General features: G+C 70.5%; 19 protein-coding genes and 1 pseudogene. 8 read left to right on the top strand and 12 right to left on the bottom strand.

Annotated features, from left to right (window positions below):
- Positions 1 to 206: 206 nt before the first annotated feature.
- The 3 genes from QF037_RS35160 (at position 207) to QF037_RS35170 (ending at position 2,812) form a co-directional block, all read left to right on the top strand.
- Positions 207 to 1,208 (top strand): TerC/Alx family metal homeostasis membrane protein, encoded by a 1,002-nt coding sequence (locus QF037_RS35160; RefSeq protein WP_307032197.1) that lies wholly within the window; start codon positions 207 to 209, stop codon positions 1,206 to 1,208.
- Between the two features lie 128 nt (positions 1,209 to 1,336).
- Positions 1,337 to 1,651: a hypothetical protein gene (locus QF037_RS35165; protein WP_307032199.1), complete on the top strand. Its 315-nt coding sequence runs from the start codon at positions 1,337 to 1,339 to the stop codon at positions 1,649 to 1,651.
- 60 nt (positions 1,652 to 1,711) lie between these two features.
- Complete coding sequence (locus QF037_RS35170; protein WP_307032200.1) at positions 1,712 to 2,812, top strand: calcium:proton antiporter; 1,101 nt, start codon at positions 1,712 to 1,714, stop codon at positions 2,810 to 2,812.
- A gap of 38 nt (positions 2,813 to 2,850) precedes the next feature.
- On the opposite strand, the pseudogene QF037_RS35175 reads toward QF037_RS35170, so the two are convergent.
- Both QF037_RS35175 and QF037_RS35180 read right to left on the bottom strand, forming a co-directional pair.
- Positions 2,851 to 4,131, bottom strand: a pseudogene (locus QF037_RS35175) (MFS transporter).
- An 84-nt stretch (positions 4,132 to 4,215) separates the two neighbouring features.
- Positions 4,216 to 5,262: a S66 family peptidase gene (locus tag QF037_RS35180; RefSeq protein WP_307032202.1), complete on the bottom strand. Its 1,047-nt coding sequence runs from the start codon at positions 5,260 to 5,262 to the stop codon at positions 4,216 to 4,218.
- 104 nt (positions 5,263 to 5,366) lie between these two features.
- Between QF037_RS35180 and aroQ the strand changes: the two genes are divergently transcribed.
- Complete coding sequence (aroQ, locus tag QF037_RS35185; protein WP_266893948.1) at positions 5,367 to 5,840, top strand: type II 3-dehydroquinate dehydratase; 474 nt, start codon at positions 5,367 to 5,369, stop codon at positions 5,838 to 5,840.
- 25 nt (positions 5,841 to 5,865) lie between these two features.
- Here the strand turns inward: aroQ and QF037_RS35190 are convergent, their stop codons facing one another.
- The 5 genes from QF037_RS35190 to QF037_RS35210 all read right to left on the bottom strand — a co-directional run bounded on the left by QF037_RS35190 (position 5,866) and on the right by QF037_RS35210 (position 10,168).
- Entirely contained in the window at positions 5,866 to 6,618 is a 753-nt protein-coding gene (locus QF037_RS35190; RefSeq protein ID WP_307032205.1) for an amino acid ABC transporter ATP-binding protein, read from the bottom strand.
- On the bottom strand, positions 6,615 to 7,511 hold the full coding sequence (locus QF037_RS35195) for an amino acid ABC transporter permease (protein WP_307032207.1): 897 nt from the start codon (positions 7,509 to 7,511) through the stop codon (positions 6,615 to 6,617). Before QF037_RS35195 ends, QF037_RS35190 begins: the two co-directional genes overlap by 4 nt.
- Positions 7,508 to 8,395: an ABC transporter substrate-binding protein gene (locus tag QF037_RS35200; protein WP_307032209.1), complete on the bottom strand. Its 888-nt coding sequence runs from the start codon at positions 8,393 to 8,395 to the stop codon at positions 7,508 to 7,510. The genes QF037_RS35195 and QF037_RS35200 overlap by 4 nt, the downstream gene beginning before the upstream one ends.
- Positions 8,396 to 8,803: 408 nt before the next feature.
- Positions 8,804 to 9,460 (bottom strand): MBL fold metallo-hydrolase, encoded by a 657-nt coding sequence (locus QF037_RS35205; protein WP_307032211.1) that lies wholly within the window; start codon positions 9,458 to 9,460, stop codon positions 8,804 to 8,806.
- Between the two features lie 21 nt (positions 9,461 to 9,481).
- Positions 9,482 to 10,168 (bottom strand): maleylpyruvate isomerase family mycothiol-dependent enzyme, encoded by a 687-nt coding sequence (locus tag QF037_RS35210; RefSeq protein WP_307032214.1) that lies wholly within the window; start codon positions 10,166 to 10,168, stop codon positions 9,482 to 9,484.
- A gap of 224 nt (positions 10,169 to 10,392) precedes the next feature.
- Here QF037_RS35210 and uvrA point away from each other — a divergent pair, with 224 nt between their 5' ends.
- Entirely contained in the window at positions 10,393 to 13,416 is a 3,024-nt protein-coding gene (gene uvrA, locus QF037_RS35215; protein ID WP_307032216.1) for an excinuclease ABC subunit UvrA, read from the top strand.
- A 159-nt stretch (positions 13,417 to 13,575) separates the two neighbouring features.
- Here the strand turns inward: uvrA and QF037_RS35220 are convergent, their stop codons facing one another.
- The 4 genes from QF037_RS35220 to QF037_RS35235 form a co-directional block, all read right to left on the bottom strand.
- Complete coding sequence (locus QF037_RS35220) at positions 13,576 to 14,487, bottom strand: carbohydrate kinase family protein (RefSeq protein ID WP_307032218.1); 912 nt, start codon at positions 14,485 to 14,487, stop codon at positions 13,576 to 13,578.
- Positions 14,488 to 14,671: 184 nt separating this feature from the next.
- Positions 14,672 to 15,694 (bottom strand): LacI family DNA-binding transcriptional regulator, encoded by a 1,023-nt coding sequence (locus QF037_RS35225; RefSeq protein ID WP_307032220.1) that lies wholly within the window; start codon positions 15,692 to 15,694, stop codon positions 14,672 to 14,674.
- A gap of 128 nt (positions 15,695 to 15,822) precedes the next feature.
- Complete coding sequence (locus QF037_RS35230) at positions 15,823 to 16,779, bottom strand: hypothetical protein (protein ID WP_307032222.1); 957 nt, start codon at positions 16,777 to 16,779, stop codon at positions 15,823 to 15,825.
- Positions 16,780 to 16,976: 197 nt separating this feature from the next.
- A complete protein-coding gene (locus QF037_RS35235) occupies positions 16,977 to 17,351 on the bottom strand; it encodes a response regulator (protein ID WP_307032224.1) in 375 nt (124 codons plus the stop codon).
- 209 nt (positions 17,352 to 17,560) lie between these two features.
- Between QF037_RS35235 and QF037_RS35240 the strand changes: the two genes are divergently transcribed.
- Both QF037_RS35240 and QF037_RS35245 read left to right on the top strand, forming a co-directional pair.
- Positions 17,561 to 18,946 (top strand): ABC transporter substrate-binding protein, encoded by a 1,386-nt coding sequence (locus tag QF037_RS35240; protein ID WP_307032227.1) that lies wholly within the window; start codon positions 17,561 to 17,563, stop codon positions 18,944 to 18,946.
- A 9-nt stretch (positions 18,947 to 18,955) separates the two neighbouring features.
- Entirely contained in the window at positions 18,956 to 21,688 is a 2,733-nt protein-coding gene (locus tag QF037_RS35245) for a nitrate- and nitrite sensing domain-containing protein (protein WP_373463856.1), read from the top strand.
- A gap of 109 nt (positions 21,689 to 21,797) precedes the next feature.
- Here the strand turns inward: QF037_RS35245 and QF037_RS35250 are convergent, their stop codons facing one another.
- The gene (locus QF037_RS35250) at positions 21,798 to 21,959 is read right to left on the bottom strand and encodes a hypothetical protein (protein WP_307032229.1); all 162 of its coding nucleotides are present in this window, start codon (positions 21,957 to 21,959) and stop codon (positions 21,798 to 21,800) included.
- 206 nt (positions 21,960 to 22,165) lie between these two features.
- On the opposite strand from QF037_RS35250, the gene QF037_RS35255 reads away from it, so the two are divergent.
- A complete protein-coding gene (locus QF037_RS35255; RefSeq protein ID WP_307032231.1) occupies positions 22,166 to 22,840 on the top strand; it encodes a response regulator transcription factor in 675 nt (224 codons plus the stop codon).
- The last annotated feature ends 55 nt before the right edge of the window (positions 22,841 to 22,895 follow it).

Below are 22,895 nucleotides of genomic sequence, written 5' to 3' on the forward strand. Positions count from 1 at the left end.
ACCTTTCTTTTGCCAATCGCTTTACCTTTCCTTGGTGATTGGGGTACCGTCTTCCTCACGGAGGGGAGTACTCCCTGTCGATGCGGCGTACCCGTCAATACGGATCGGATCCGATCCCGGGGCGTCGGCCCACCTTGGGTGGAAGAGACCTCCGGCAGCGCGACGACGCTGGTTATTTGCCGTTACGTAATGCCGGAGGCGCAGCAATGGATGTTTCCGTGACCCTGTGGGTCCTGACGATCGTGGGCCTCGCGGCCCTCATCGCGGTCGACTTCTTCATCGGCCGCAAGCCGCACGACGTGTCCATCAAGGAAGCCGGAATCTGGACCGTCGTCTGGATCGCCCTGGCCGGCCTCTTCGGCCTCGGCCTGCTCATCTTCGGCGGTGGCCAGGCCGGCGGAGAGTTCTTCGCGGGCTTCATCACCGAGAAGTCCCTGAGCGTCGACAACCTCTTCGTCTTCGTCCTGATCATGGCGAAGTTCGCGGTCCCGTCGCAGTACCAGCAGCGGGTCCTGCTCGTCGGTGTCCTCATAGCCCTGGTGCTGAGGGCCATCTTCATCGCCGCGGGCGCCGCGATCCTCGCCAGCTTCGCGTGGGTGTTCTACATCTTCGGCGCCTTCCTCATCTGGACCGCCTGGAAGCTCATCCAGGAGGCCCGGGCCGACGAGGATGAAGAGGAGTTCGAGGAGAACAAGCTGCTCAAGGCCGCCGAGCGCCGCTTCGGTGTCGCCGACCGGTACCACGGCACCAAGCTGTGGATCGAGGAGAACGGCAAGCGGGTCATGACCCCGATGCTGGTCGTCATGCTCGCGATCGGCACCACCGATGTGCTCTTCGCCCTGGACTCGATCCCCGCGATCTTCGGCCTGACCCAGGACCCGTACATCGTCTTCACAGCCAACGCGTTCGCCCTGATGGGTCTGCGTCAGCTGTACTTCCTCATCGGCGGCCTGCTGAAGAAGCTGGTCCACCTCAGCTACGGCCTGTCGATCATCCTCGGCTTCATCGGCGTCAAGCTGGTGCTGCACGCCCTGCACGAGTCCGGCGTCCACGTCCCGGAGATCTCCATCCCGGTCTCCCTCGGCGTGATCTGCGCGGTCCTGATCGTCACCACGCTCACCAGCCTCCGTGCCTCCAAGAAGCAGGCGGCGGCCGAGGCGGCGCAGGCGCAGAGCGATGGCGCTCCGAAGGACAGCATCGACGTCTGACCACGTCGGACGTAGGAACAACCAGCACCGGGAGCGCCGCGCGGCCAATTGCCGCCCACCGCTCCCGGTGCTTCCGTTGTGTGCGGAGCGTCTCCCGCCCGGAGACGCCATGACCGGGTGGAGGCACCATGGACGCACCCATGAAGTTCGTGCAGATCATCGACTACGAGACCGACCGCATCGAAGAGATGCAGGCACTGGGCCGGCAGGCGGAGGAGCAGTTCGCGGGCCGCACCGACGGCCCCACCCACCGCATGGTGCTGAGGGACCGCAGCAATCCAAACCGCTACCTCGTCGTGATCGAGTTCGACTCCTACGAGGAGGCCATGCGCAACAGCGGCGACCCGGAGACGGGCAAGTTCGCGGAGCGGATGGCCGCGCTGTGCACCAAGGCACCGACCTTCACGGACTGCGATCTGGTGGACGTCACCGAGCTCAAGTGAGGCCCGCGGGCCCCGTCCCGCCAGGGTGCGGGGCCCCACCCCCTCTGCGACGATCGCCGCATGATCACTCGGCTCAGGTCGCTCACCACCCAGTGGACGATCCTCGTGCCGGTGCTCGCCGTCGTCCTCCTGGCCTTCACCTGGGGGCGCGATCTGCCGGGCGTGATCGTCGCCCTGGTGACCCTGGTCCTCGCGGGCGCCGTCCTGGCCGCCGTCCACCACGCCGAAGTGGTCGCGCACCGGGTCGGCGAACCCTTCGGCTCCCTCGTCCTCGCCGTCGCCGTCACCATCATCGAAGTCGCCCTCATCGTCACCCTGATGGCCGACGGCGGCGGCAAAAGTTCCACGCTCGCCCGGGACACGGTCTTCGCGGCCGTGATGATCACCTGCAACGGCATCGTCGGCATCTGTCTCCTGGTCGCCTCGCTGCGCCACGGCATCGCCGTCTTCAACCCCGAGGGCACCGGTGCCGCCCTCGCGACCGTCGCCACCCTGGCCACCCTCAGCCTGGTCCTGCCGACGTTCACGACCAGCAAGCCGGGCCCCGAGTTCTCCGGCGTCCAGCTGACCTTCGCCGCGCTCTCCTCACTGGTCCTGTACGGCCTGTTCGTGGCGACCCAGACCGTGCGGCACCGCGACTACTTCCTCCCGATCACCCGCCAGGGCGTGGTCGTCACCGTCGACGACCACGCCGACGCGCCGTCCTCCCGCACCGCCCGGATCAGCCTCGGGCTGCTGGGACTGGCCCTGATCGGCGTCGTCGGCCTGGCCAAGGGCGTATCGCCCACCATCGAGTCCGGGGTGTCCGCGGCCGGACTGCCCCATGCCGTCGTCGGCGTGATCATCGCCCTGCTGGTGCTCCTCCCCGAGACCATCGCCGCACTGCGCTCCGCGCGCCGCGACCGCGTGCAGACCAGCCTCAACCTCGCGCTCGGCTCCGCGATGGCCAGCATCGGCCTCACCATTCCCGCCGTCGCCCTGGCCTCCATCTGGCTCGACGGCCCGCTCGTCCTGGGCCTGGGCGCCACCCACATGGTGCTGCTCGCCCTGACCGTGGTGGTCAGCTCCCTGACCGTGGTGCCGGGCCGGGCCACCCCGCTCCAGGGCGGCGTACACCTGGTGCTGTTCGCGGCCTACCTGGAACTGGCGATCAATCCGTAGACCGGCCTGTCGACTGATCCAAGGACCGATTCCCCGGATCAATCCATGGCCGGCTCCGGCTCTGCCGCGGCGGCCACCGGCACCGGACGCGTCTCCGGCAGCAGCGCGAAGCACCCCAGGCTCAGCAGTGCGATCCCCGTCAGATACGCCCCCACGCCCCACGGCACCCGGCCGCTCCGCTCGGCGAGCGCCGTCGCCACGATCGGCGTGAGCGCGCCCCCGAGGACCCCGCCGAGGTTGTAGCCGACCGCGGCGCCCGTGCAGCGCACCCTCGGCTCGTACAGCTCCGGCAGATACGCGGCGATCACGGCGAACATCGTGATGAACGCGAGCATCGCGCCCAGGAACCCCAGGAACATCAGCAGCGGCTCGCCGGTCGCGAGCAGCGCGACCATCGGGAACATCCACACGGCCGCCGCCGCGCACCCCGCCAGACACAGCGGCCGCCGCCCGTAGCGGTCGCCGAGCAACGCCACCACCGGCGTCAGCGATCCCTTCACCACGACCGCGACCATGATGCAGGCCAGCATGACCGTACGGCCCACGCCCAGCCGCTCCGTCCCATACGCGAGCGACCAGGTCGTGACGGCGTAGAAGATCGCGTACCCGACCGCGAGCGCCCCGGCCGTCAGCAGGACGAGCCGCCAGTGGTCGCGCACGACCTCGACGAGCGGCACGCGCGCGTGGTCGTCGATCTCCAGGAAGCTGGGACTCTCGGCGAGCGACGACCGCAGCCACAGCCCCGCCACGGCCAGCACCCCCGCCGCCCTGAACGGCACCCGCCACCCCCACGCGGCGAACTGCGCCTCGGTCAGCGACGCCGACAGGACCAGCATCACGCCGTTGGCGAGCAGAAATCCCACCGCGGGCCCGATCTGGGGGAAGCTCGATCACAGGGCCCGCCGCTCGGGCGGCGCGTGCTCGGCCGTCAGCAGCACGGCCCCGCCCCACTCCCCGCCGAGCCCCAAGCCTTGCAGGAACCGCAGCACGAGCAGCAGCAGGGGAGCGGTCACCCCGATCGATTCGTACGTCGGTACACAGCCGACCGCGACCGTGGCGCCGCCGGTCAGCAGCAACGAGGCGACGAGGACCGGCCGCCGCCCGCGCCGGTCCCCGATGTGTCCGAACAGCACCGAACCCAGCGGTCGCGCCACGAATCCCACACCGAACGTGGCGAAGGCGGCCAGCGTCCCCGCCAGCGGCGAGAACGTCGGGAAGAACAGCGGCCCCAGGACCAGCGCCGCCGCGGTCCCGTAGACGAAGAAGTCGTAGAACTCGATGGCCGTCCCGGCGAGCGAGGCGGCCGCGAGCCGCGGCATGGAGGGCGCCTCTACGGTGGGTACGTCATGCATGCCGCGTCAACTACCCAGGGTGACGACGGGTTACGGGGGCGTGCTGGCGCGTCAGTAGGTGACCGTGATGCGCCGGGCGGGACCGTCGACGCGGACGAGACCGCCGTAGGGGATGACGAGTTGGGGGTCGGTGTGCCCGAAGTCGACGTCGAAGACGATCGTGGTGTCCGGGGCATAGTCCCGCATGGCGCGCAGTACGGCCTCACGCTGTTCGGACCCGTAACGAGCGGCGCCCTCCGGGCTGTTGGGACGCTCGAAGGACCAGGTCTTCGCGCGCCCCATCAGCAGCGCCGAGAAGCGGTGCAGCAGCCCGCGCTCGCCCATGTTCCGGAGCGTCCAGAAGACCTCTGTGGCGCTGGGCATGTCCTCTGAGGTCTCCAGGATCAGCACTGCGCCGTCGTACTCGCTCAGGTCGTGCGAGACCTCGCGGTCGGCCATCAGCAGCCATCCCACGATCTCCAGACAGCCGCCCCACGTCCTGCCCTCGATCACGCGGTCGGCGTTCACCCAGGTCCAGCCGCTGCCGGGCCTGGTCTCCGGCTCCGCTTCGAAGGTCGCCGGGTCCGCCCAGTCGCGGTTGACGTCGTTCCAGCGGTCGGCGGGCCTCAACTCGTACTCGCCCGAGGTGAACAGCGCGGCCCGCAGGGAGTCCGCGGTCTGCGGGTTCATGGCGCCGGGGCGGCCCAGCTCGCACATCACCGTCGCGCCGTGAAAGCCGACGATCCCCGTGTTGCGCAGATACACGAGCAGGTTCGTGTTGTCGCTCATCCCGAAGAACGGCTTCGGGTTCGCCCGGATCAACTCCCGGTCCAGATAGGGCAGCACGGTGATCTGGTCGTCGCCGCCGATCGACGCGATGACCGCCTTGATGTCCGGGTCGGCGAAGGCGGCGTGGATGTCGGCGGCGCGCTCTCGCGGAGTCGTGCCCATCTTGCGGGTCGTCGGGTACTCGACCGGGATGAGGTCGTAGTCCTCGCGCAGTCGCTCCAGGCCCAGTTCGAAGGGGCGCGGGAAGAGCTCGGGCAGGCCGGCGCCGGCCGAGATGACGGCTATGCGGTCGCCGGGGGAGGCCTTGGGCGGGTACGAGATCGTCGTCATCCGTGGAGGGTACGGCTGTCCATGCTCTGGCTGCACCGTGATAAACCGGGGTCTGAGCAGCGGTCTTCAACGGATCGCGCACCCGCCACCGGACCGGAGGAACCGTGCCCCGCACCCTGGCCAACGCCCCGATCATGATCCTCAACGGCCCCAACCTGAACCTGCTCGGCCAGCGCCAGCCGGAGATCTACGGTTCCGACACCCTCGCCGACGTCGAGGCCCTGTGCGCCAAGACCGCGGCCGCGCACGGCGGCACCGTGGACTTCCGGCAGTCCAACCACGAGGGCGAGCTGGTCGACTGGATCCACGAGGCGCGGCTGAACCACTGCGGGATCGTCATCAACCCCGGCGCCTACTCGCACACGTCGGTCGCGATTCTGGACGCACTCAACACCTGCGACGGACTGCCGGTCCTCGAGGTCCACATCTCCAACATCCACAAGCGCGAGTCCTTCCGCCACCACTCCTATGTCTCCCTGCGCGCCGACGGCGTCATCGCGGGCTGTGGTGTGCAGGGATACGCCTTCGGCGTGGAGCGGGTCGCGGCGCTGGCGGGGACGGGACAGACCGAGGCGTAAGCCCCGCCCTCCTGGCGGACGCCTGTTACAGGCGCCCGGCCTCCACGATCCGCCGCAGGAAGCGCTGTGTGCGCTCCTGCTGCGGGTCACCGAAGAACTGCTCGGCCGTCCCGCTCTCCAGGACCACACCTCCGTCCAGAAAACAAACCTGGTCGGCGACATCGCGGGCGAAGCCCATCTCGTGCGTGGCCAGCACCATGGTCATGCCCTCGCCCTTCAGATCACGGACGACGGTGAGCACCTCGCCCACGAGCTCCGGGTCGAGGGCCGCGGTGATCTCGTCGAGGAGCAGCAGCCGAGGACGTACGGCCAGAGCGCGCACGATCGCGACCCGCTGCTGCTGACCGCCGCTGAGCCGGTCCGGGTACTCGCCCGCCTTGCCACCGAGCCCGAGCCGCTCCAGCAGCTCCCTGCCGCGCTCCTCGGCCTCCGCGCGGTACACCCCGTGCACACGGCGCGGGGCGAGCGTGATGTTCTCCAGGACGGTCATGTGCGGGAAGAGGTTGTACGCCTGGAAGACCACGCCGATACGGCGGCGTACCGCGTCCTGGTCGGCCCGCGGGTCGGTGATCTCCTCGCCGTCCAGCCAGATCGCGCCGTCGTCGATCTCCTCCAGAAGGTTCGCGCAGCGCAGCAGCGTGGACTTGCCGGAACCCGAGGCGCCGATCAGCGCGGTCACCGTGTGCGGGGCGACCTCCAGGTCCACGTCGCGCAGGACGACCGAGTCGCCGAACGTCTTGCGGACGGACTCCATCCGCAGCACCGGTGCGTCGGTCATGTGGTCCCTCCCTGGGCCCGCTGACGGTCCATCCGGGCCGTCACCCAGTCCGTGAACCGGGTCATCGGAATCGTCAGCGCGACGAAGACCAGGCCCGCGACGATGTACGGCGTGTAGTTGAGGCTGCGGCCCACGATGATGTCGGCGGCCCGTACGGCGTCCACCGCACCGCCGATCGACACGAGCCCGGTGTCCTTCTGCAGCGACACCAGGTCGTTGAGCAGCGGCGGTACCTGGCGTCGTACGGCCTGCGGCAGCACCACGTGCCGCAGCGCCTGCCGGTTGGAGAGGCCGAGCGAGCGGGCCGCGGCGCGCTGCGAAGGGTGGATGGACTCGATGCCGGCGCGGAACACCTCGGCCACGTACGCGGAGTACGTCAGCGTCAGCGCCGTGCCGCCCAGCAGCACCGGGTCGACGGTCACGCCCTGGAGCCGCAGCGCCGGGACGCCCAGGACCACGATCATCAGGTTGATGATGAGCGGGAGGCCCCGGAAGAAGTCCGTGTAGGCGGCGGCCAGCACCCGCAGCGGGAAGAAGACCGGGCCGCGCAGGGTGCGGGCGATCGCGATGAGCATGCCGAGGACGAGCACGGCCACACCGCAGATCAGCAGCAGCCGGAGGTTGAGCCACAGCCCTTCGAGGACCTTGGGGAACGCCTCGCGCGCGTACTCCCCGTTGAAGAAGGTCTCCTTGGTGCGCTGCCAGCCCGGCGCGTTGACAACGACCAGGTAGAGGACGGCGGCTGTGACGAGCGTCGAGAGCGCGGCGATCGCGGTGGCACGGCGGGAGCGGGTCCGTTTGTGGCGTTCCCGCTCGAGCCGCCGCTCGGAGGGCGTGTACGTGTCGACCGAGACCGGCGACTCCGCGCCGGACTCGTCCTTCGTGAGCGTCACTTGAGCACCGGGGCGTCGACGGCGTCGGACAGCCACTGCTGCTCGATCTTCGCCAGCGTGCCGTTCTCGCGCAGGGTGTCGACCGCGTCGGTCACGCAGGAGGTGAGCGCGCTGCCCTTGTCGAGGACGAGACCGAACTGCTCCGGTGTGCCGCCCTGGTTCTCGAACTGGCCGACGATCTCGGCGTCGGTCACCTCGGCGGCGGTGATGTAGAAGGCGGTCGGCAGGTCGACGACGATGGCGTCCACCTGGCCGTTCTTCAGGGCGGACTTGGCCTGGTCGTTCTTGGCGTAGGCGGCGGCCTGCCGCGTCGGCTTCACCACGTCCTCGATGTAGTTGAGGCTGGTCGTGCCGACCTGGGCGCCCAGCTTGAGGCCCTTCAGGTCCGCGATGCTCGTCGCCTTCGCCGCCTTGGTGCCCTTGAGGGCGATGACGGCCTGGCGCACGTCGTAGTAGCCGGACGAGAAGTCCACGGCCTTCTTGCGCTCGGCACTGATCGACACCTGGTTGATGTCGAAGTCGAAGGTCTTCTCACCGGGCGCGAACGCCTTGTTGAAGGGAACGCTCTGCCAGACGACGGCGCTCTTGTCGTAGCCGAGCTGCTCCGCCACGGCGTAGGCGACCGCGGACTCGAACCCCTTGCCGTTGGCGGGCTTGTCGTCCTTGAACCACGGCTCGTACGCGGGCTCGTCGGTGGCGATCGTCAGCTTGCCGGACGTCTCGGTGGCCAGCTTCCCCTTGGCGCACGTGGTGCCGGTCGAAGACCCCGAAGGCTTGGCGGCCGAGTCCTCCTCCGGCTGCGGTGCGCAGCCGACGGCGGTGGCGAGCAGGGCTATGGTCGCGGCGGCGGCAGCGCGGCGCAGGGCGCGAGGGGCGAGGTGCATGGCGGGAGATTGACAGCAGGGCGCCCTGTTTGTCGAGGTCACGGCGGTATCTGTCCGCATACTGGGAACGGGTGTTGCGTTCTTGTGAACGCCCCCTGTGCAGGTCGCCGGGGCCGCCGGCCGAGGGCGGGGATCGGAAGACCGGCGGCCCTTGCCGCGCAGGAGCCGTCATCCTGTGCGGGGCTGCTACCAGTTGACCGCGCAACCAAGTGCGCGGGGAGCGTGCGTGGGACACCGGCGTGTGTGAACGGTTCACACGGGGCGCGTGCGGAGGCATGCGCGCCGGGGGCGCGAAGACGCGGCGCGTAAAGGTGTGTTGTGCGCGGGGCGCGAGAGGGTCGTTATGCCCCGGGCGGGCACGAGTGGGTCACGCGCCGGTGCGCAGGGATTCGTCGAGCACCCCCTCGTTCACCATCCGCGCGCGTGCCACTCCGGCAACTGCGGACGCTCGGCGCCGAGCGAGGTGTCGTCGCCGTGGCCCGGGTAGACCCACGTCTCGTCCGGCAGGACGTCGAAGATCTTCGTCTCCACGTCGTGGATCAGGCTCGCGAACGCCTCAGGATCCTTGCGGGTGTTGCCCACGCCGCCGGGGAAGAGACAGTCGCCGGTGAACACGTGGGGGTGGCCGTGCGGGTCGTCGTAGACGAGGGCGATCGACCCCGGCGTGTGTCCGACCAGATGGCGCGCGGTCAGCTCCACATGCCCCACCCGGAGGATGGCGCCGTCGTCGACGAGGACGTCGGTCGGAACGGGGATGCCGGCCGCGTCCTCCCGCCCCGCGTACGTACGGGCGCCGGTGGCGGCGACGACCTGGGCGAGGGCCTGCCAGTGGTCGCCGTGCTGGTGCGTCGTGACGACGGACGCGATGCCGTCGTCACCGATCATGCCGATCAGCGTCTGCGCGTCGTTGGCCGCGTCGATCAGCAGCTGTTCGTCCGTGGCCCGGCAGCGCAGCAGATAGGCGTTGTTGTTCATGGGACCGACCGCGATCTTGGTGATCATCAGGTCCTTGAGTTCGTGCACGTCCGCCGGGCCGCCGACCGTGACCTGTCCGCTGTACGTCATGGCGGTCAGTCTAGGGCGCCCCTACAGCGGAGGAAGCTGCGGCAGCCTTCCGCCCTCCACGCTCAGCGCCGATCCGTCGCGGCGCCCGGCGAGCCAGCCGAGCAGGTCCGCGGGGGATCCCGTCACCGTGACCACGATCGCCTCCGCCCCCCGGCCCGTGGTCCACACGCGCGTGTCGTCCGTCAGGCGCGTCGGCGGTACGTCGGGGTGCCCGGTGAACCGCTCGGCGAGGAAGGCGATCTCCCGGCCCGCGAACTCCGCGGGCACGTCCTCCAGCTCGTACCCGATCCCGAGGTCCACATGGTGCAGCTCCACCTCCACCCACCGCCGGAACGGCACCCGGGCCGCCGAGTCGGTGACCCCGTTGCGCAGCTGCACGATGCGCGACCAGTCGGCCGGGGCGGCTCCCGCCTCCTGGAAGCGGGCGGCGCTGTCACGGACGTCCGTGAGCTGGATGTCTAGGGGGCGTGGGGCGTCCCGGTCGATCTCGGCGTCCCGGGCCTCCCCGGAGACGTACATGGGCCGGCCCTCCAGAACGTTCACCAGGGCGTCCGCGTTGCGGGCGAGGTGGGCGAGGATGTGGCCGCGGGTCCACCCGGGGAGCCGTGACGGCTCTGTCACAGACGCGTTGTCCAGTTTGGCGGCTGCGGTGAGCAGCCGCTCCGTCGCGTCACGTACAGACGCCAGGTCATGCGCGTGATCAATCATGCTGCTGACATTAGTCCCGCCACACCTTTGGGTGAAGGTGGTGAAGCAGTGCCGTAAATCGAATGCACGTGCTATATGGTCGACAGTGGCGTCGGGCATGCTGGATAGCCGGGGATTGTTATGCATCCGGGAATCCGACCGGCGTTGTCAGTGGCTCCCCCTAGTCTGAAAAAGCACGGGGGCCCCGCCCCTGTCACTTCTTCTCAAGAAAGGTGCGGACCGGCGTGGCCGACCGTCTCATCGTCCGTGGCGCGCGCGAGCACAACCTCAAGAACGTCTCGCTCGACCTGCCGCGTGACTCGCTCATCGTCTTCACGGGCCTGTCCGGGTCGGGCAAGTCCTCCCTGGCCTTCGACACGATCTTCGCCGAAGGTCAGCGTCGGTACGTGGAGTCGCTCTCCTCGTACGCCCGCCAGTTCCTCGGCCAGATGGACAAGCCGGACGTCGACTTTATCGAGGGCCTCTCGCCCGCGGTCTCCATCGACCAGAAGTCGACCTCTCGCAACCCGCGCTCGACGGTCGGCACCATCACCGAGGTCTACGACTACCTCCGGCTGCTCTTCGCGCGGATCGGCAAGCCGCACTGCCCCGAGTGCGGCCGCCCGATCGCGCGCCAGTCGCCGCAGGCCATCGTCGACAAGGTCCTGGAGCTGCCGGAGGGGAGCCGGTTCCAGGTGCTGTCGCCGCTGGTGCGCGAGCGCAAGGGCGAGTTCGTCGACCTTTTCGCCGACCTCCAGACCAAGGGCTACAGCCGCGCGCGCGTGGACGGCGAGACCATCCAGCTCTCCGAGCCGCCCACACTGAAGAAGCAGGAGAAGCACACCATCGAGGTCGTCATCGACCGCCTCACGGTGAAGGAGTCCGCCAAGCGCCGGCTCACCGACTCGGTGGAGACCGCCCTCGGCCTCGCCGGCGGCATGGTCGTCCTCGACTTCGTCGACCTCCCCGCGGACGACCCCGAGCGCGAGCGCCTGTACTCGGAGCACCTGTACTGCGCGTACGACGACCTGTCCTTCGAGGAGCTGGAGCCGCGCTCCTTCTCCTTCAACTCCCCCTTCGGCGCCTGCCCCGAGTGCAGCGGCATCGGCACCCGCATGGAGGTCGACGCCGAGCTGATCGTCCCCGACGAGGACAAGTCCCTCGACGAGGGCGCCATCCACCCCTGGTCGCACGGGCACACCAAGGACTACTTCGGCCGGCTGATCGGCGCCCTCGCGGACGCGCTGGGCTTCCGGACCGACATCCCCTTCGCGGGCCTGCCCCAGCGCGCCAAGAAGGCCCTCCTCCACGGCCACAAGACGCAGATCGAGGTCCGCTACCGGAACCGGTACGGACGCGAGCGGGTCTACACGACGCCCTTCGAAGGAGCCGTCCCCTTCGTCAAGCGCCGGCACAGCGAGTCCGAGAGCGACGCCAGCCGTGAGCGCTTCGAGGGCTACATGCGCGAGGTGCCCTGCCCCACCTGTGAGGGCACCCGGCTCAAGCCGATCGTCCTCGCGGTCACGGTGATGGGGAAGTCCATCGCCGAGGTCTCCGCGATGTCCATCAGCGACTGCGCGGACTTCCTGGGCGAGCTGAAGCTCAACACCCGCGACAAGAAGATCGCCGAGCGGGTGCTGAAGGAGGTCAACGAGCGGCTCAAGTTCCTCGTCGACGTCGGCCTCGACTACCTCTCGCTCAACCGCGCGGCCGGCACCCTGTCCGGCGGTGAGGCCCAGCGCATCCGCCTGGCCACCCAGATCGGCTCCGGCCTCGTCGGCGTGCTGTACGTCCTGGACGAGCCGTCCATCGGTCTGCACCAGCGCGACAACCACCGGCTGATCGAGACCCTGGTCCGGCTGCGCGACATGGGCAACACGCTCATCGTCGTCGAGCACGACGAGGACACCATCAAGGTCGCCGACTGGATCGTCGACATCGGCCCCGGCGCCGGCGAGCACGGCGGCAAGGTCGTGCACAGCGGCTCCCTGAAGGAGCTGCTCACCAACGACGAGTCCATGACCGGCCAGTACCTGTCCGGCAAGAAGGCGATCCCGCTCCCCGACATCCGGCGCCCGCAGGACCCGTCCCGCCGGCTCACGGTGCACGGTGCCCGGGAGAACAACCTCCAGGACATCGACGTCTCGTTCCCGCTCGGTGTGTTCACCGCGGTCACCGGCGTCTCCGGCTCCGGCAAGTCCACGCTGGTCAACGACATCCTGTACACCCACCTGGCCCGTGAGCTGAACGGCGCCCGGAGCGTCCCGGGACGCCACACACGGGTGGACGGCGACGACCTCGTCGACAAGGTCGTGCACGTCGACCAGTCGCCCATCGGCCGCACCCCGCGGTCCAACCCGGCGACGTACACCGGCGTCTTCGACCACGTCCGCAAGCTGTTCGCCGAGACCACCGAGGCGAAGGTCCGCGGCTATCTGCCCGGCCGCTTCTCCTTCAACGTCAAGGGCGGCCGCTGCGAGAACTGCTCGGGCGACGGCACGATCAAGATCGAGATGAACTTCCTCCCGGACGTGTATGTCCCGTGCGAGGTCTGCCACGGTGCCCGGTACAACCGGGAGACCCTGGAGGTCCACTACAAGGGCAGGTCCATCGCCGAGGTCCTGAACATGCCCATCGAGGAGGCCATGCACTTCTTCGAGGCCGTCCCGGCGATCAACCGCCACCTCAAGACGCTCAACGACGTCGGTCTCGGCTATGTCCGCCTTGGCCAGTCCGCGACCACTCTGTCCGGCGGCGAGGCCCAGCGCGTGAAGCTCGCCAGCGAGCTTCAGAAGCGCTCCACCGGACGCACGGTCTACGTCCTGGACGAGCCGACCACCGGTCTGCACTTCGAGGACATCAGCAAGCTGCTGAAGGTCCTCGCCGGCCTGGTCGACAAGGGCAACACGGTCATCGTCATCGAGCACAACCTCGACGTGATCAAGACCGCCGACTGGGTCGTCGACATGGGCCCCGAGGGTGGCGCGGGCGGCGGTCTCGTCGTCGCCGAGGGCACCCCCGAGGAGGTCGCCGGGGTCCCCGCCAGCCACACCGGCAAGTTCCTGCGGGAGGTCCTCGGCGCCGACCGGATCAGCGACGCGTCCTCGGTGAAGGCCCCGCGCAAGGCGACGGCCAAGAAGACCGTCGCCGCCAAGACCGCGGCGAAGAAGACGGCCACGGCGAGGACGACCGCGACCAAGGCCGCCGGCACCGCGGCGACCAAGAAGGCGGCACCCGCGAAGAAGGCGACGCGGGCCCGCAAGGCCTGAGCCTCATGGGGGACAGGTCCTGAGAAATACGGAAAAGTTCGGCGCCCCGTGGGAACTCCCCGCGGGGCGCCGATCGTTGCAGGATCAGCCGCCCGATCCCTGCGGCCGCGACGCACCTTGACTCCTGAACAGTGGAATCGGCGGAAGGCCGAACGCCCCCTACAAGCCCCCGAGTTCGGAGGCGTACGGCGGTTCCGCCCCCGCCCGGGAGCAGGTGATCGCGGCTGCCCGCGCCGCGAATCGCAGCAGCCTCGTCCAGCCGTCGGCGCCCAGTCCCAGGAGCGCCTCGGCGGACAGGGCGTCCCGGACGGACAGGCCGTGCAGGAGCGCCGCGTTCACCGTGTCACCGGCCCCGATCGTGTCGACGACGTCGACCTTCTCGCCCGGCACGGAGTGCACCGAGCCGTCCCGGGTGAACGCGGTCAGACCGTCACCGCCCCGAGTGATCACGACGGCCGAAGGTCCCGCGGCCAGCCACTCGCGCGGGGTGCCGCCCAGCCACAGTGCGTCCTCCTCGGAGAGCTTGAGCAGGGACACCGACGGCAGCCAGCTCTTGAACCGGGCCCGGTAGGCGTCCGGATCGGGGATCAGCCCGGCCCGGATGTTCGGGTCGAGCGCGGTGAACACGCCCTGCGCGGCCGCGGTCCGCATCAGCTCCTCGTAGGCGCTCGCCCCCGGCTCCAGGACGAGCGAGCAGGTGCCGAAGGACACCGCGCGCGTACCGGCCGGGAGCGCGGCGGGGGCCGCGAACAGCCGGTCGGCGGTGCCCTCGACATAGAAGGAGTAGGCGGCCGAGCCACTCGCGTCGATCGTGGCGACCGCCAGAGTGGTCGGCTCCGGCCCGCGCTGCACCGCCGACACGTCCACCGACGCCCGCCGCAGCCCGTCGAGCAGGGCCTCGCCGAACGCGTCGGACGACGTACGGGAGCAGAAGGCGGCGGGGGAGCCGAGGCGACCGAGGGCGACGGCCGTGTTGTACGGGCCGCCGCCGAGCGCGGGCGTCAGTCCCGCCAGGGCTCCCGTGCCCTGCGGTACCAGGTCGATGAGAGCCTCACCGGCGACGACGATCACGAACGTGTTCCTTTCTCGGACTTGCGGGGCTGTCCCGCGGTTCGGGCACGGGTGGCGGAGGCGAGGGCAACCGCCCCTCGGGCAGCCCCTGTTGGGTGCTCCCGGCCGCTTCGGGCAGCCGCTGCCGTGACACCCCGGCGACTTCGGCCGGCCGCCGGAACACCTCGGCCCCCTCCGGCAGCGGTCATCCGGACACCACCGCCTCCTCGGGGCACCCGCACGACGTGCGATGCACGAGGGCACAGGGCAGGCGGACCGTCCGGGCCGGCCGGTCCGGATCGGCCAGGCGGTCCAGGAGGACCCGCACCGCCCGGGCGCCGATCTCCTTGCTGGGCTGGGCGATCGCGGTGAGCCGGGGGGAGAAGAGGTCGGCCCAGGCGAAGTCGTCGAAGCAGCACAGGGCGATGTCGCCGGGCACGGCGAGACCGTGGTCGCGCAGGGCGCGCAGCGCGCCGATGGTCATCGCGTTGTTGGCGGTGACGAGCGCCGTCGGCGGTTCGGGCAGGGCCAGCAGCGCCGCTGTGGCCCGCTCGGCACCGGCCGACGCGGAGTCGCCGTGGACCACGAGCCGTTCGTCGTACGGCAGCCCGGCGGCAGCGAGCCCGCCACGGTACCCGGCGACCCGCTCACCGCTGGTGCTGAGCCCGGGCAGCCCCGCCACCAGCCCGATCCGCCGGTGGCCGAGCACGGCGAGATGGGCGACCAGCTCGCTCATCGGCGCGGTGTTCTCGGCGCAGACCTGGTCGAAGGGCGGCGCGGCGTCGACGACACGGTCGAGGAGCACCGTGGGGACGGCATGGCGGCCGAGGTAGGCCAGCAGCTCCGCGGGGTCCGCGGAGGGCGCGACGATCATGCCGTCCACCCGCCGCTCGTGCAGCAGCTGGACGACCTTGCGTTCATGGGCGGGGTCGTCGTGCGGATCGGCGATCAGCAGGCTGTAGCCGCGTTCCAGGACCTCCGCCTCGACGCCCTGGAGGATCTCCGTGAAGTACGGATTGGTGATCGCCGACACCGCGAGCCCGATGGAGCGGGTGCGGGAGGTCACCAGGGAGCGGGCCAGGGTGTTGGGGGTGTAGCCGAGCTCGTCGATGGCGTCCAGGACGGCCTGGCGCGTGTGCGGGAGCACCGGCCGGGTGTCGTTGAGCACATGCGAGACGGTCGCCACGGACACGCCCGCACAGCGCGCGACATCGGCCATGGTCGGCATGACGCTCCTCCTGGACAGCCCTCGGGCGACATGCCTCGGCGGACACCGCTCAGGCCAGGAACGTATCCCATCCGACGCCTCACGTAAACGCTTGCGCAAGCGTTTACGTCAGGCGGGCCGCAGGCGGCTCACTCCCAGTCCCAGCCGATCCCCACGATCCCCGTCCGCACCCGCGGCTCGACGATGTGCACCGACCGGTGCGTCCCGGTGAGCGCCAGTTCCTGGCGCCCACTGCGCGGGGCCGCCGCCGAGTGCTGGGTGAACCGGTGGCAGCGGGCCGGCAGCGCGCTCTCGTCGAAGCGCACCTGGAGCGCGTACTGCCCGCCGGACGGGCCGAACCCGCGGATGTACTCGCGGGAGACACCCGCCGTGCCGTCCTCGACGCCGTAGCGGAACAGAAAGGTGTCGCCGGCCCGCAGCCGGGTGTCGAAGAGCAGCTCGGCCACGAACACGCCGGTCCCGTGGTGGGAGCGGACGCGTCCCGTGCGGCAGTTCTCCAGGGCATGCACCTGCATGCGCTCCGGCACGCACCCCGGGTCGCCGTGGTGCACGGCCACGAACCGGTCGACGCCGTCCTGGTGGGCGCGCACGATGTGGTGCGACTCGCGCCCGAGAAGCTCCCGACGTCCCCCTATCCGTACCCGCTCGTGGTGCCCGAGGGTGTGCAGCCCGCCGTCCGGCGGTGAGTCCAGCTCGGCCAGCAGCCGCTCCAGTACGCCGGAGGCCTCGACGAGGGAACGGTAGGAGCGGACGGCGGGGCGCTGGCCGGCCGCGTGTGCGTCGGCCTCGGCGAGCAGCCGGATCAGTGACTCCTCCGGCAGCTGGAGGATCTCCTCCAGGGCCCGCACCGCGCGCAGCGACTCGGGGCGCTGGGGGCGGCGCGCACCCTGCTGCCAGTAACTCAGGCTGGTCACGCCGACCTTGACCCCGTAGCGCGACAGATGGTGCTGCACGCGCTGGAGCGGCAGTCCGCGGGCGGCGATCGCCGCCCGCAGGGCGACATGGAAGGGGCCGCCTCGCAGGGCCGTGTCCAGTTCCGCGTCGGCGACGGCGGAGACGTCCCCGTGCTGTGTGGCGTGCGGCATGCAGGGGCCTTTCTGTGTGGTCACGACGGCTGGTCAGACCGTTCGTGCGGATTCGCACCGGGGCCGGGGCGTCTTCACATCCGTACGCCGTTCTTCACGATCCCGAGTTCCCCCGCATTGAAGCGTGTTGACCAAGTCCCGACAACACCTCATGCCCAACAGTCACGCGCTCCTGGCCGGGATGCGGCCTGGAGAAGTCAAGTCGGCGCGCTTGAGCCGTCGTTGCCCAGTACGTCTCTGATCGCCCGTGCGGAGAGCGCGGACTTGTGAAGGAAGCCGCGCGCCGGGCTGGCGGCCACGAGTTCCTCGAAGTCGTCCAGGGAGTGTGTGGAGATCAGGATGATCACGGACGTGACAGTGCCGGCGAGCTCCACCGCGAGGTCGAAGCCGTTCTCCCCGTTGAGGTCGAGATCCACCAGGACGATGTCCGGGGCCAGCTCGGTGGCCCGTGCCAGAGCTTCCGAACCTGACATGGCGACGCCGACGACGGGTATCCCGTCGCGCTCCAGCAGAGTGCGCGCGGCTTCCAGGAATCGAATGCTGTCATCGACGAGAAGACAGCTCATGGACATGCCCCACAGGGTCCCAACAGGCAGGTGATTGCGCTTTCCGGCTACCCGGAAGGAGTCGACGCGCGTTGCTTCCGGGCAGCTGGAATGTGCTGAAAGTCCCTTGCCGAATCCACCGGTTCCCGCTCACTCAGCGCAGCGGCACGTCACCGGGGGTAGCATATGAGCTGCCCTGGGGAGGCCGCTGAAGCCCGGTCGAGTGGGGGTGCGCGATGCCTGCGTGGCTCAGCAACGTCGGAGCGGATGTGCATCATCGCGCCCTGACCGCAAGGTTGCTGGGGGCCGCCCTGCTGCTGGCCGCGTGCGGCGGGGGAGGCGAGGACGACGGCACGGGTGGCGAGGCGCGCGGTGACACGACCTGCGACGGCAGGATCGAGGGCACCGAGCATCTCACCATGTGGTTCCACGCCGGGCCGAGCGGGGAGCTCAGCACCCTGCAGCAGCAGGTCGCGGAGTTCAACCAGGCACAGAGACAGGTGCGGGTGGAGCTCGTCACCCTGCCCGAGCACCGCCCGTACACCGACCTGGTGAACTCCGCCGCGGCCAGCGGCGACCTTCCGGACCTGCTCGACATCGACGGCCCCAATCTCTACAGCTATGCCTGGTCCGGCAAGCTCAAGCCGATCGACTCCTGCGTCCCCGACAGCGTGCGGAGCGATCTGCTGGCCTCGATCCGCCAACAGGGCACGTACGCGGGGAAGCTGTACGGCATCGGCACCTTCGACTCCGGACTGGGGCTGTATGTGCGCCCCTCGGTGCTGCAGAAGGCCGGCATCCGTATCCCCCAGGGCGTCGACGACGCCTGGACCTCCGACGAATTCACGGACGTGCTGCGCACCCTGCGCGAGGCGGGCCACCAGACCCCCGTCGACATCGGGCTCGTCCACGCGCAGCCCGGCGAGGAGTGGAACACCTACGGCTTCGCGCCCGCGGTGTGGTCGGCGGGCGGTGATCTCATCGAGCCCAGGACGTTCCGCACGGCCGACGGCTTCCTCAACAGTCCTGAGTCGGTCAAGGCGCTCACCACCCTGCAGACCTGGGTCAAGGAGGGGCTCGTCGAGCCCGGCAGGACCGACGACCAGGCGTTCAGCGAGGGCCGTAGCGTCATCTCCTGGACCGGCCACTGGTGGTACCCGGACTACAGCAAGGCGCACCCCGGCGATGTGGCGATCGTGCCGCTGCCCGACTTCGGCCGGGGCACGGTGACCGGGATGGGCTCCTGGCAGTGGGGCGTCACCTCCGGCGCGGCGGACGGGGACGCCGTCTGGCGCTTCCTCGCCTACCTGTTGAGGCCGGACCAGGTCCACCGGATGAGCGAGGCCAACGGCGGGATCCCGGCCACGCACAGCGCGGTGGAGCTCTCGTCCGCCTACGCCACCGGAGGTGCCGAGCGCCTGTTCATCGAGCAACTGACGCGCGGCGTCGCCCGGCCCCGGCCGCGGACGCCCGCCTACCCGGCGGTCACCGACGCCTTCTCCCGGGCCTTCGCCAAGATCATGTTCGACGAGGCGCCGGTGCGGGCCACACTCGACGGGGCGGTGCGGGCCATCGACAAGGACTTGGCGGACCACCAGTACTACCCGCCCACCGGGCGCTGAGGAACGAACATGCGCGGCGTGGGACCGACACGGACGGAGCGCCCCCCGCTCCTGGCCCGTCTGCGCGTCGGACGCAAGCTGATGCTTCTCGTGCTGCTGCCGGTGACCGGACTGCTGGCCTTCATCGCCTTCAGCGGCGTCGCCCAGTGGCAGGAGGCGCGCGACCTGCGGGCCTTCCACACCACGACCGAGGTGTCGTTCGCGCTCACCGAGGTCTCCGACGCCGTCGCCCGGGAGCGGATCGCCGCCGTACAGGCCAGGCTGCGCCCGGGCACGGTCACCCCGGCGGCCCGTACCGCGGCCGAACGGACCACGGACCAGGCCCTGGAGCGGGCCGTCGACCGAACCGCCGGCTGGACCGGGGCCGACGCCGCCGGAGACCTCGACGCCGCCGGACGCCGACTGCACGCGCTGCGCGTCCAGACGGGCACCGCCTCGCTCACCGCCCCCACGGTGGCCCAGGACTACGCGGGCATCGAGGACGCCCTGCTCGACCACGTCGCCGTGTTCGAATCGGGGAGCCCCACCCGGACCTCGGGCCGTGCCGCGGACGCCCACATCGCCCTCGTACGGGCCATCGAGGCCGCCGAACGCGAGCGCGTGGAGCTGGCGATCCTGCTGGACGCACCCGCCGGGCAAGGCCCCACCGCCGCCGGACGCTGGCCCGAGCTGGAGGCGGCCGAACTGGACACGTTCCGGCAGAACACCTCGGACGACCTGCGGGGCGAGCTGTACAGCACCCAGTTCGAGGCGCCCGGCCGGGCCGTCCGCAAGGTCCGCGACACGCTCGCCGCACCCGTCCCCGAGACCGTCCGCCTGCCGTCGTACGAGAGCTGGCTGACCCACTCCACGGCCCGCATCGACTCCCTGCGCGGCATCCAGGACCGGGCCGCACATGCCCTCGAGGTCACCGCCGCGCGCGACCGCCACAGCGCGGAGACCCGCGTACGGCGCGACCTCGCCGTCTCCCTGGCCGTCCTCGGCGTCGTCACCGTCCTCGCGCTGGCCCTGCGCCGCTCCATCACCCGCCCCCTCAGCGAGGTCTCCCAGGGCGCGCGGGCCCTGTCGGACGGCGATCTCTCGTACGACATCCGGTATGCCGGCCGTGACGAACTCGGCGATGTGGCCGACACCTTCCGCGAACTGCGCGTCACCACCGAGCGGCTGGCCGGCGAGATCCGCGCCATGAATACGGCGATCGACGACAACCGGCTCGGACACCGCGCCGACGTCGCCCCCTTCGACGGCACCTGGGCCCAGCTGCTCGGCGGAATGAACGGCACCATGGCGTCCTTCGCCGCGGCCCACGGGCGGCGTGAGAAGGCCGAACAGGAAGTGGCGAGCATTTTCAACCTCTCCCTCGACCTGCTCTGCATCAGCGGCGTCGACGGCTACTTCAAGCGGGTCAACCCGGCCTTCGAGAGGACCCTCGGCCATTCGGGCGAGGAACTGCTGTCCAAGCCCTACCTGGAGTTCGTGCACGCGGACGACCGGGAGGCCACCCGCGTCGCCCTCGACCGGCTCGCGAGCGGCGCCGATGTGGCCGAGTTCGAGAACCGCTACCTGCGTGCCGACGGCACCGAGTGCTGGCTCCAGTGGAGCGCCCGGCCGGTCCCCGAGGAGGGCCTCGTCTACGCCACCGCGCGCGACGTCACCGAGAGCCGCCGGGCCGCACTGGAGCAGGCCGCGCTGCGCCGGGTCGCCACCCTGGTGGCCCGCGGAGCCCCGCCGTCCGAGGTGTTCACGAGGGTGGCGGAGGAGGTCGGGGCCCTGCTGAACACGACCGTGGCCGTGCTGCGGCAGGAGCCCGACGGCAGCCGGACGGTCCTCGGCACCGTGTACGGGATCCCGGAGGAGCTCGAGCGGGCCGGCCACGAGGAGCGTCGGCAGGCGGGCCTCAAGGCGATGCGCGAGGTGTCCGGGACCCGGCGCGCGGCTCATGTCGGACAGGTCGTGGGCGCGCCCATCGTCGTCGAGGACCGGCTGTGGGGCTTCGTCCTCGCGGCCTCCCCGCTGGACGCCCTGCCCGCCGGCACCGAGTCGCGGCTTGCCGACTTCACCGAGCTCATCGCCACCGCCATCGTCAACGCCGACAGCCGCGCCCAGCTGACCGCGTCACGCGCGCGCGTGGTGGCCGCCTCGGACGCCTCCCGGCGCAGGATCGAGCGCGATCTGCACGACGGGGTCCAGCAGCGGCTCGTCGCCCTCCAACTGGACCTGAGACTGGCCGAGTCCCTGCTGACGGACCCGTCCTCCGAACTCGCCGAGCAGCTCGCCCATGTGGGCAAGGGCCTCGACGACGCCTTCCAGGACCTGCTCCAGGTGGCCCGCGGCATCCACCCGGCCATCCTCTCCAAGGGCGGCCTGGGCCCCGCCCTGCGCTCCCTGGCCCGCCGCTCCGCCGTCCCTGTGGAACTCGACCTGAAGCTGCCCGCGTCGCGTCTCCCGGAGCAGCTGGAGGTGGCCGCGTACTACGTCACCTCGGAGTGCCTCACCAACGCGGTGAAGCACGCCCACGCGCGCGTGGTGGAGGTCGGGGCCGAGATCCGGGAGGACCGGCTGGAGATGGTCATCCGCGACGACGGCGTCGGGGGAGCCGAGCCCGGCCGCGGGTCCGGGCTGATCGGGCTCATCGACCGCGTCGAGGCGATCGGCGGCAAGCTGGACGTCAGCAGTCCGCCGGGCGAGGGCACCACCCTGGAGGTACGGCTGCCGCTGAGCCCGCCGCCGACGAACGTGTGACCGCCCGACGCGCACGCGGGGGGAGTTGTCCGGGCGGGGGGACCTCGGACTCGGTGACGTCGCGTACGCGCCGGGCGGTCGTGTCGGACGGAGAGGCTGCCGTCCGGTTCTAGGGGCGGTGGGTACCGCCGCGGTGCGCCGACTGCAGGCGCTTGGCGCGCACTATGTCGGGATCACGGGGGTCGAGGGCCTCGCCGAAGCCGTACGTGTCCCCGGTGCCGGGGCGGGCACGGGTCGACCGCCTCGCCTTCTCGATCCGTGTCCGTCGCATGTCCCGCAACCCTTCGGTCCCGCGACCCGTCGCCTCTCACCCGAAGTGACCGGTCGCTCTGCATCGCACTGGTACGAGAATCGCTCGCACCCGCCCGTGTGTCGTCACGGCAGGACCCCAATTCCGCTTCCGGCTAGCCGTAATCCGGCCGGTGGGGCAGGCTGTTGGGCGCGCAGCAGATCGGTCGGGCAAGGGGGGCCGGGGCCATGGACGACGCATCGCGGCGGCAGGTGCGGGGACGGGTGGTCCTCGCCGACGACGACATCCTGCTCCGGGAGGGACTGGCGAGTCTCTGCCAGAGAGCCGGGTACGAGGTGGCCGGCCAGGCGGGTGACGCGGAGCGGCTTCTGGAACTGGTCCATGAGGAGCGCCCCGACATCGCCGTCGTCGACATACGGATGCCGCCCGACCACTCCACGGAGGGTCTCAAGGCGGCCCGCACCATCCGGGAGCGCCACCCCGGCACCGGCATCCTCGTCCTGTCGGCGTTCGTGGAGGTCGAGGACGCCCTGGAACTGCTGGCCGGCGGGCGCGGGGTCGGCTACCTGCTGAAGAGCCGGGTCACGGTCGTCGACGAGTTCATCGAGGCCCTGGACCGTGTCGGCAAGGGCGGCGCGGTGGTCGACCCCTCCCTGGTCCACGAACTCTTCACGGCCCAGCGCCGCGACGACCCCCTGTCCCGCCTCAGCTCCCGTGAGAGGGAAGTCCTGGCCCTCATGGCGGAGGGCCGCTCCAACGCCGGCATCGGCCGCCGTCTGTGGGTCACCGAGGGCACGGTCGAGAAACATGTCCGCAGCATCCTCGGCAAGCTCGGCCTGACGGAGGACACGGACGACCATCGCCGGGTCCTGGCCGTCCTGACGTTCCTGGAGTCCAGGTAGAGGTCGCCCGGCCCTCGTCCCCGGCTCGTCCCCGGCCCCGTCGGACTGTCAGCCC

Source organism: Streptomyces canus (genome assembly GCF_030815415.1).
In the GTDB taxonomy this organism is placed as follows: Bacteria; Actinomycetota; Actinomycetes; order Streptomycetales; family Streptomycetaceae; genus Streptomyces; species Streptomyces canus_F.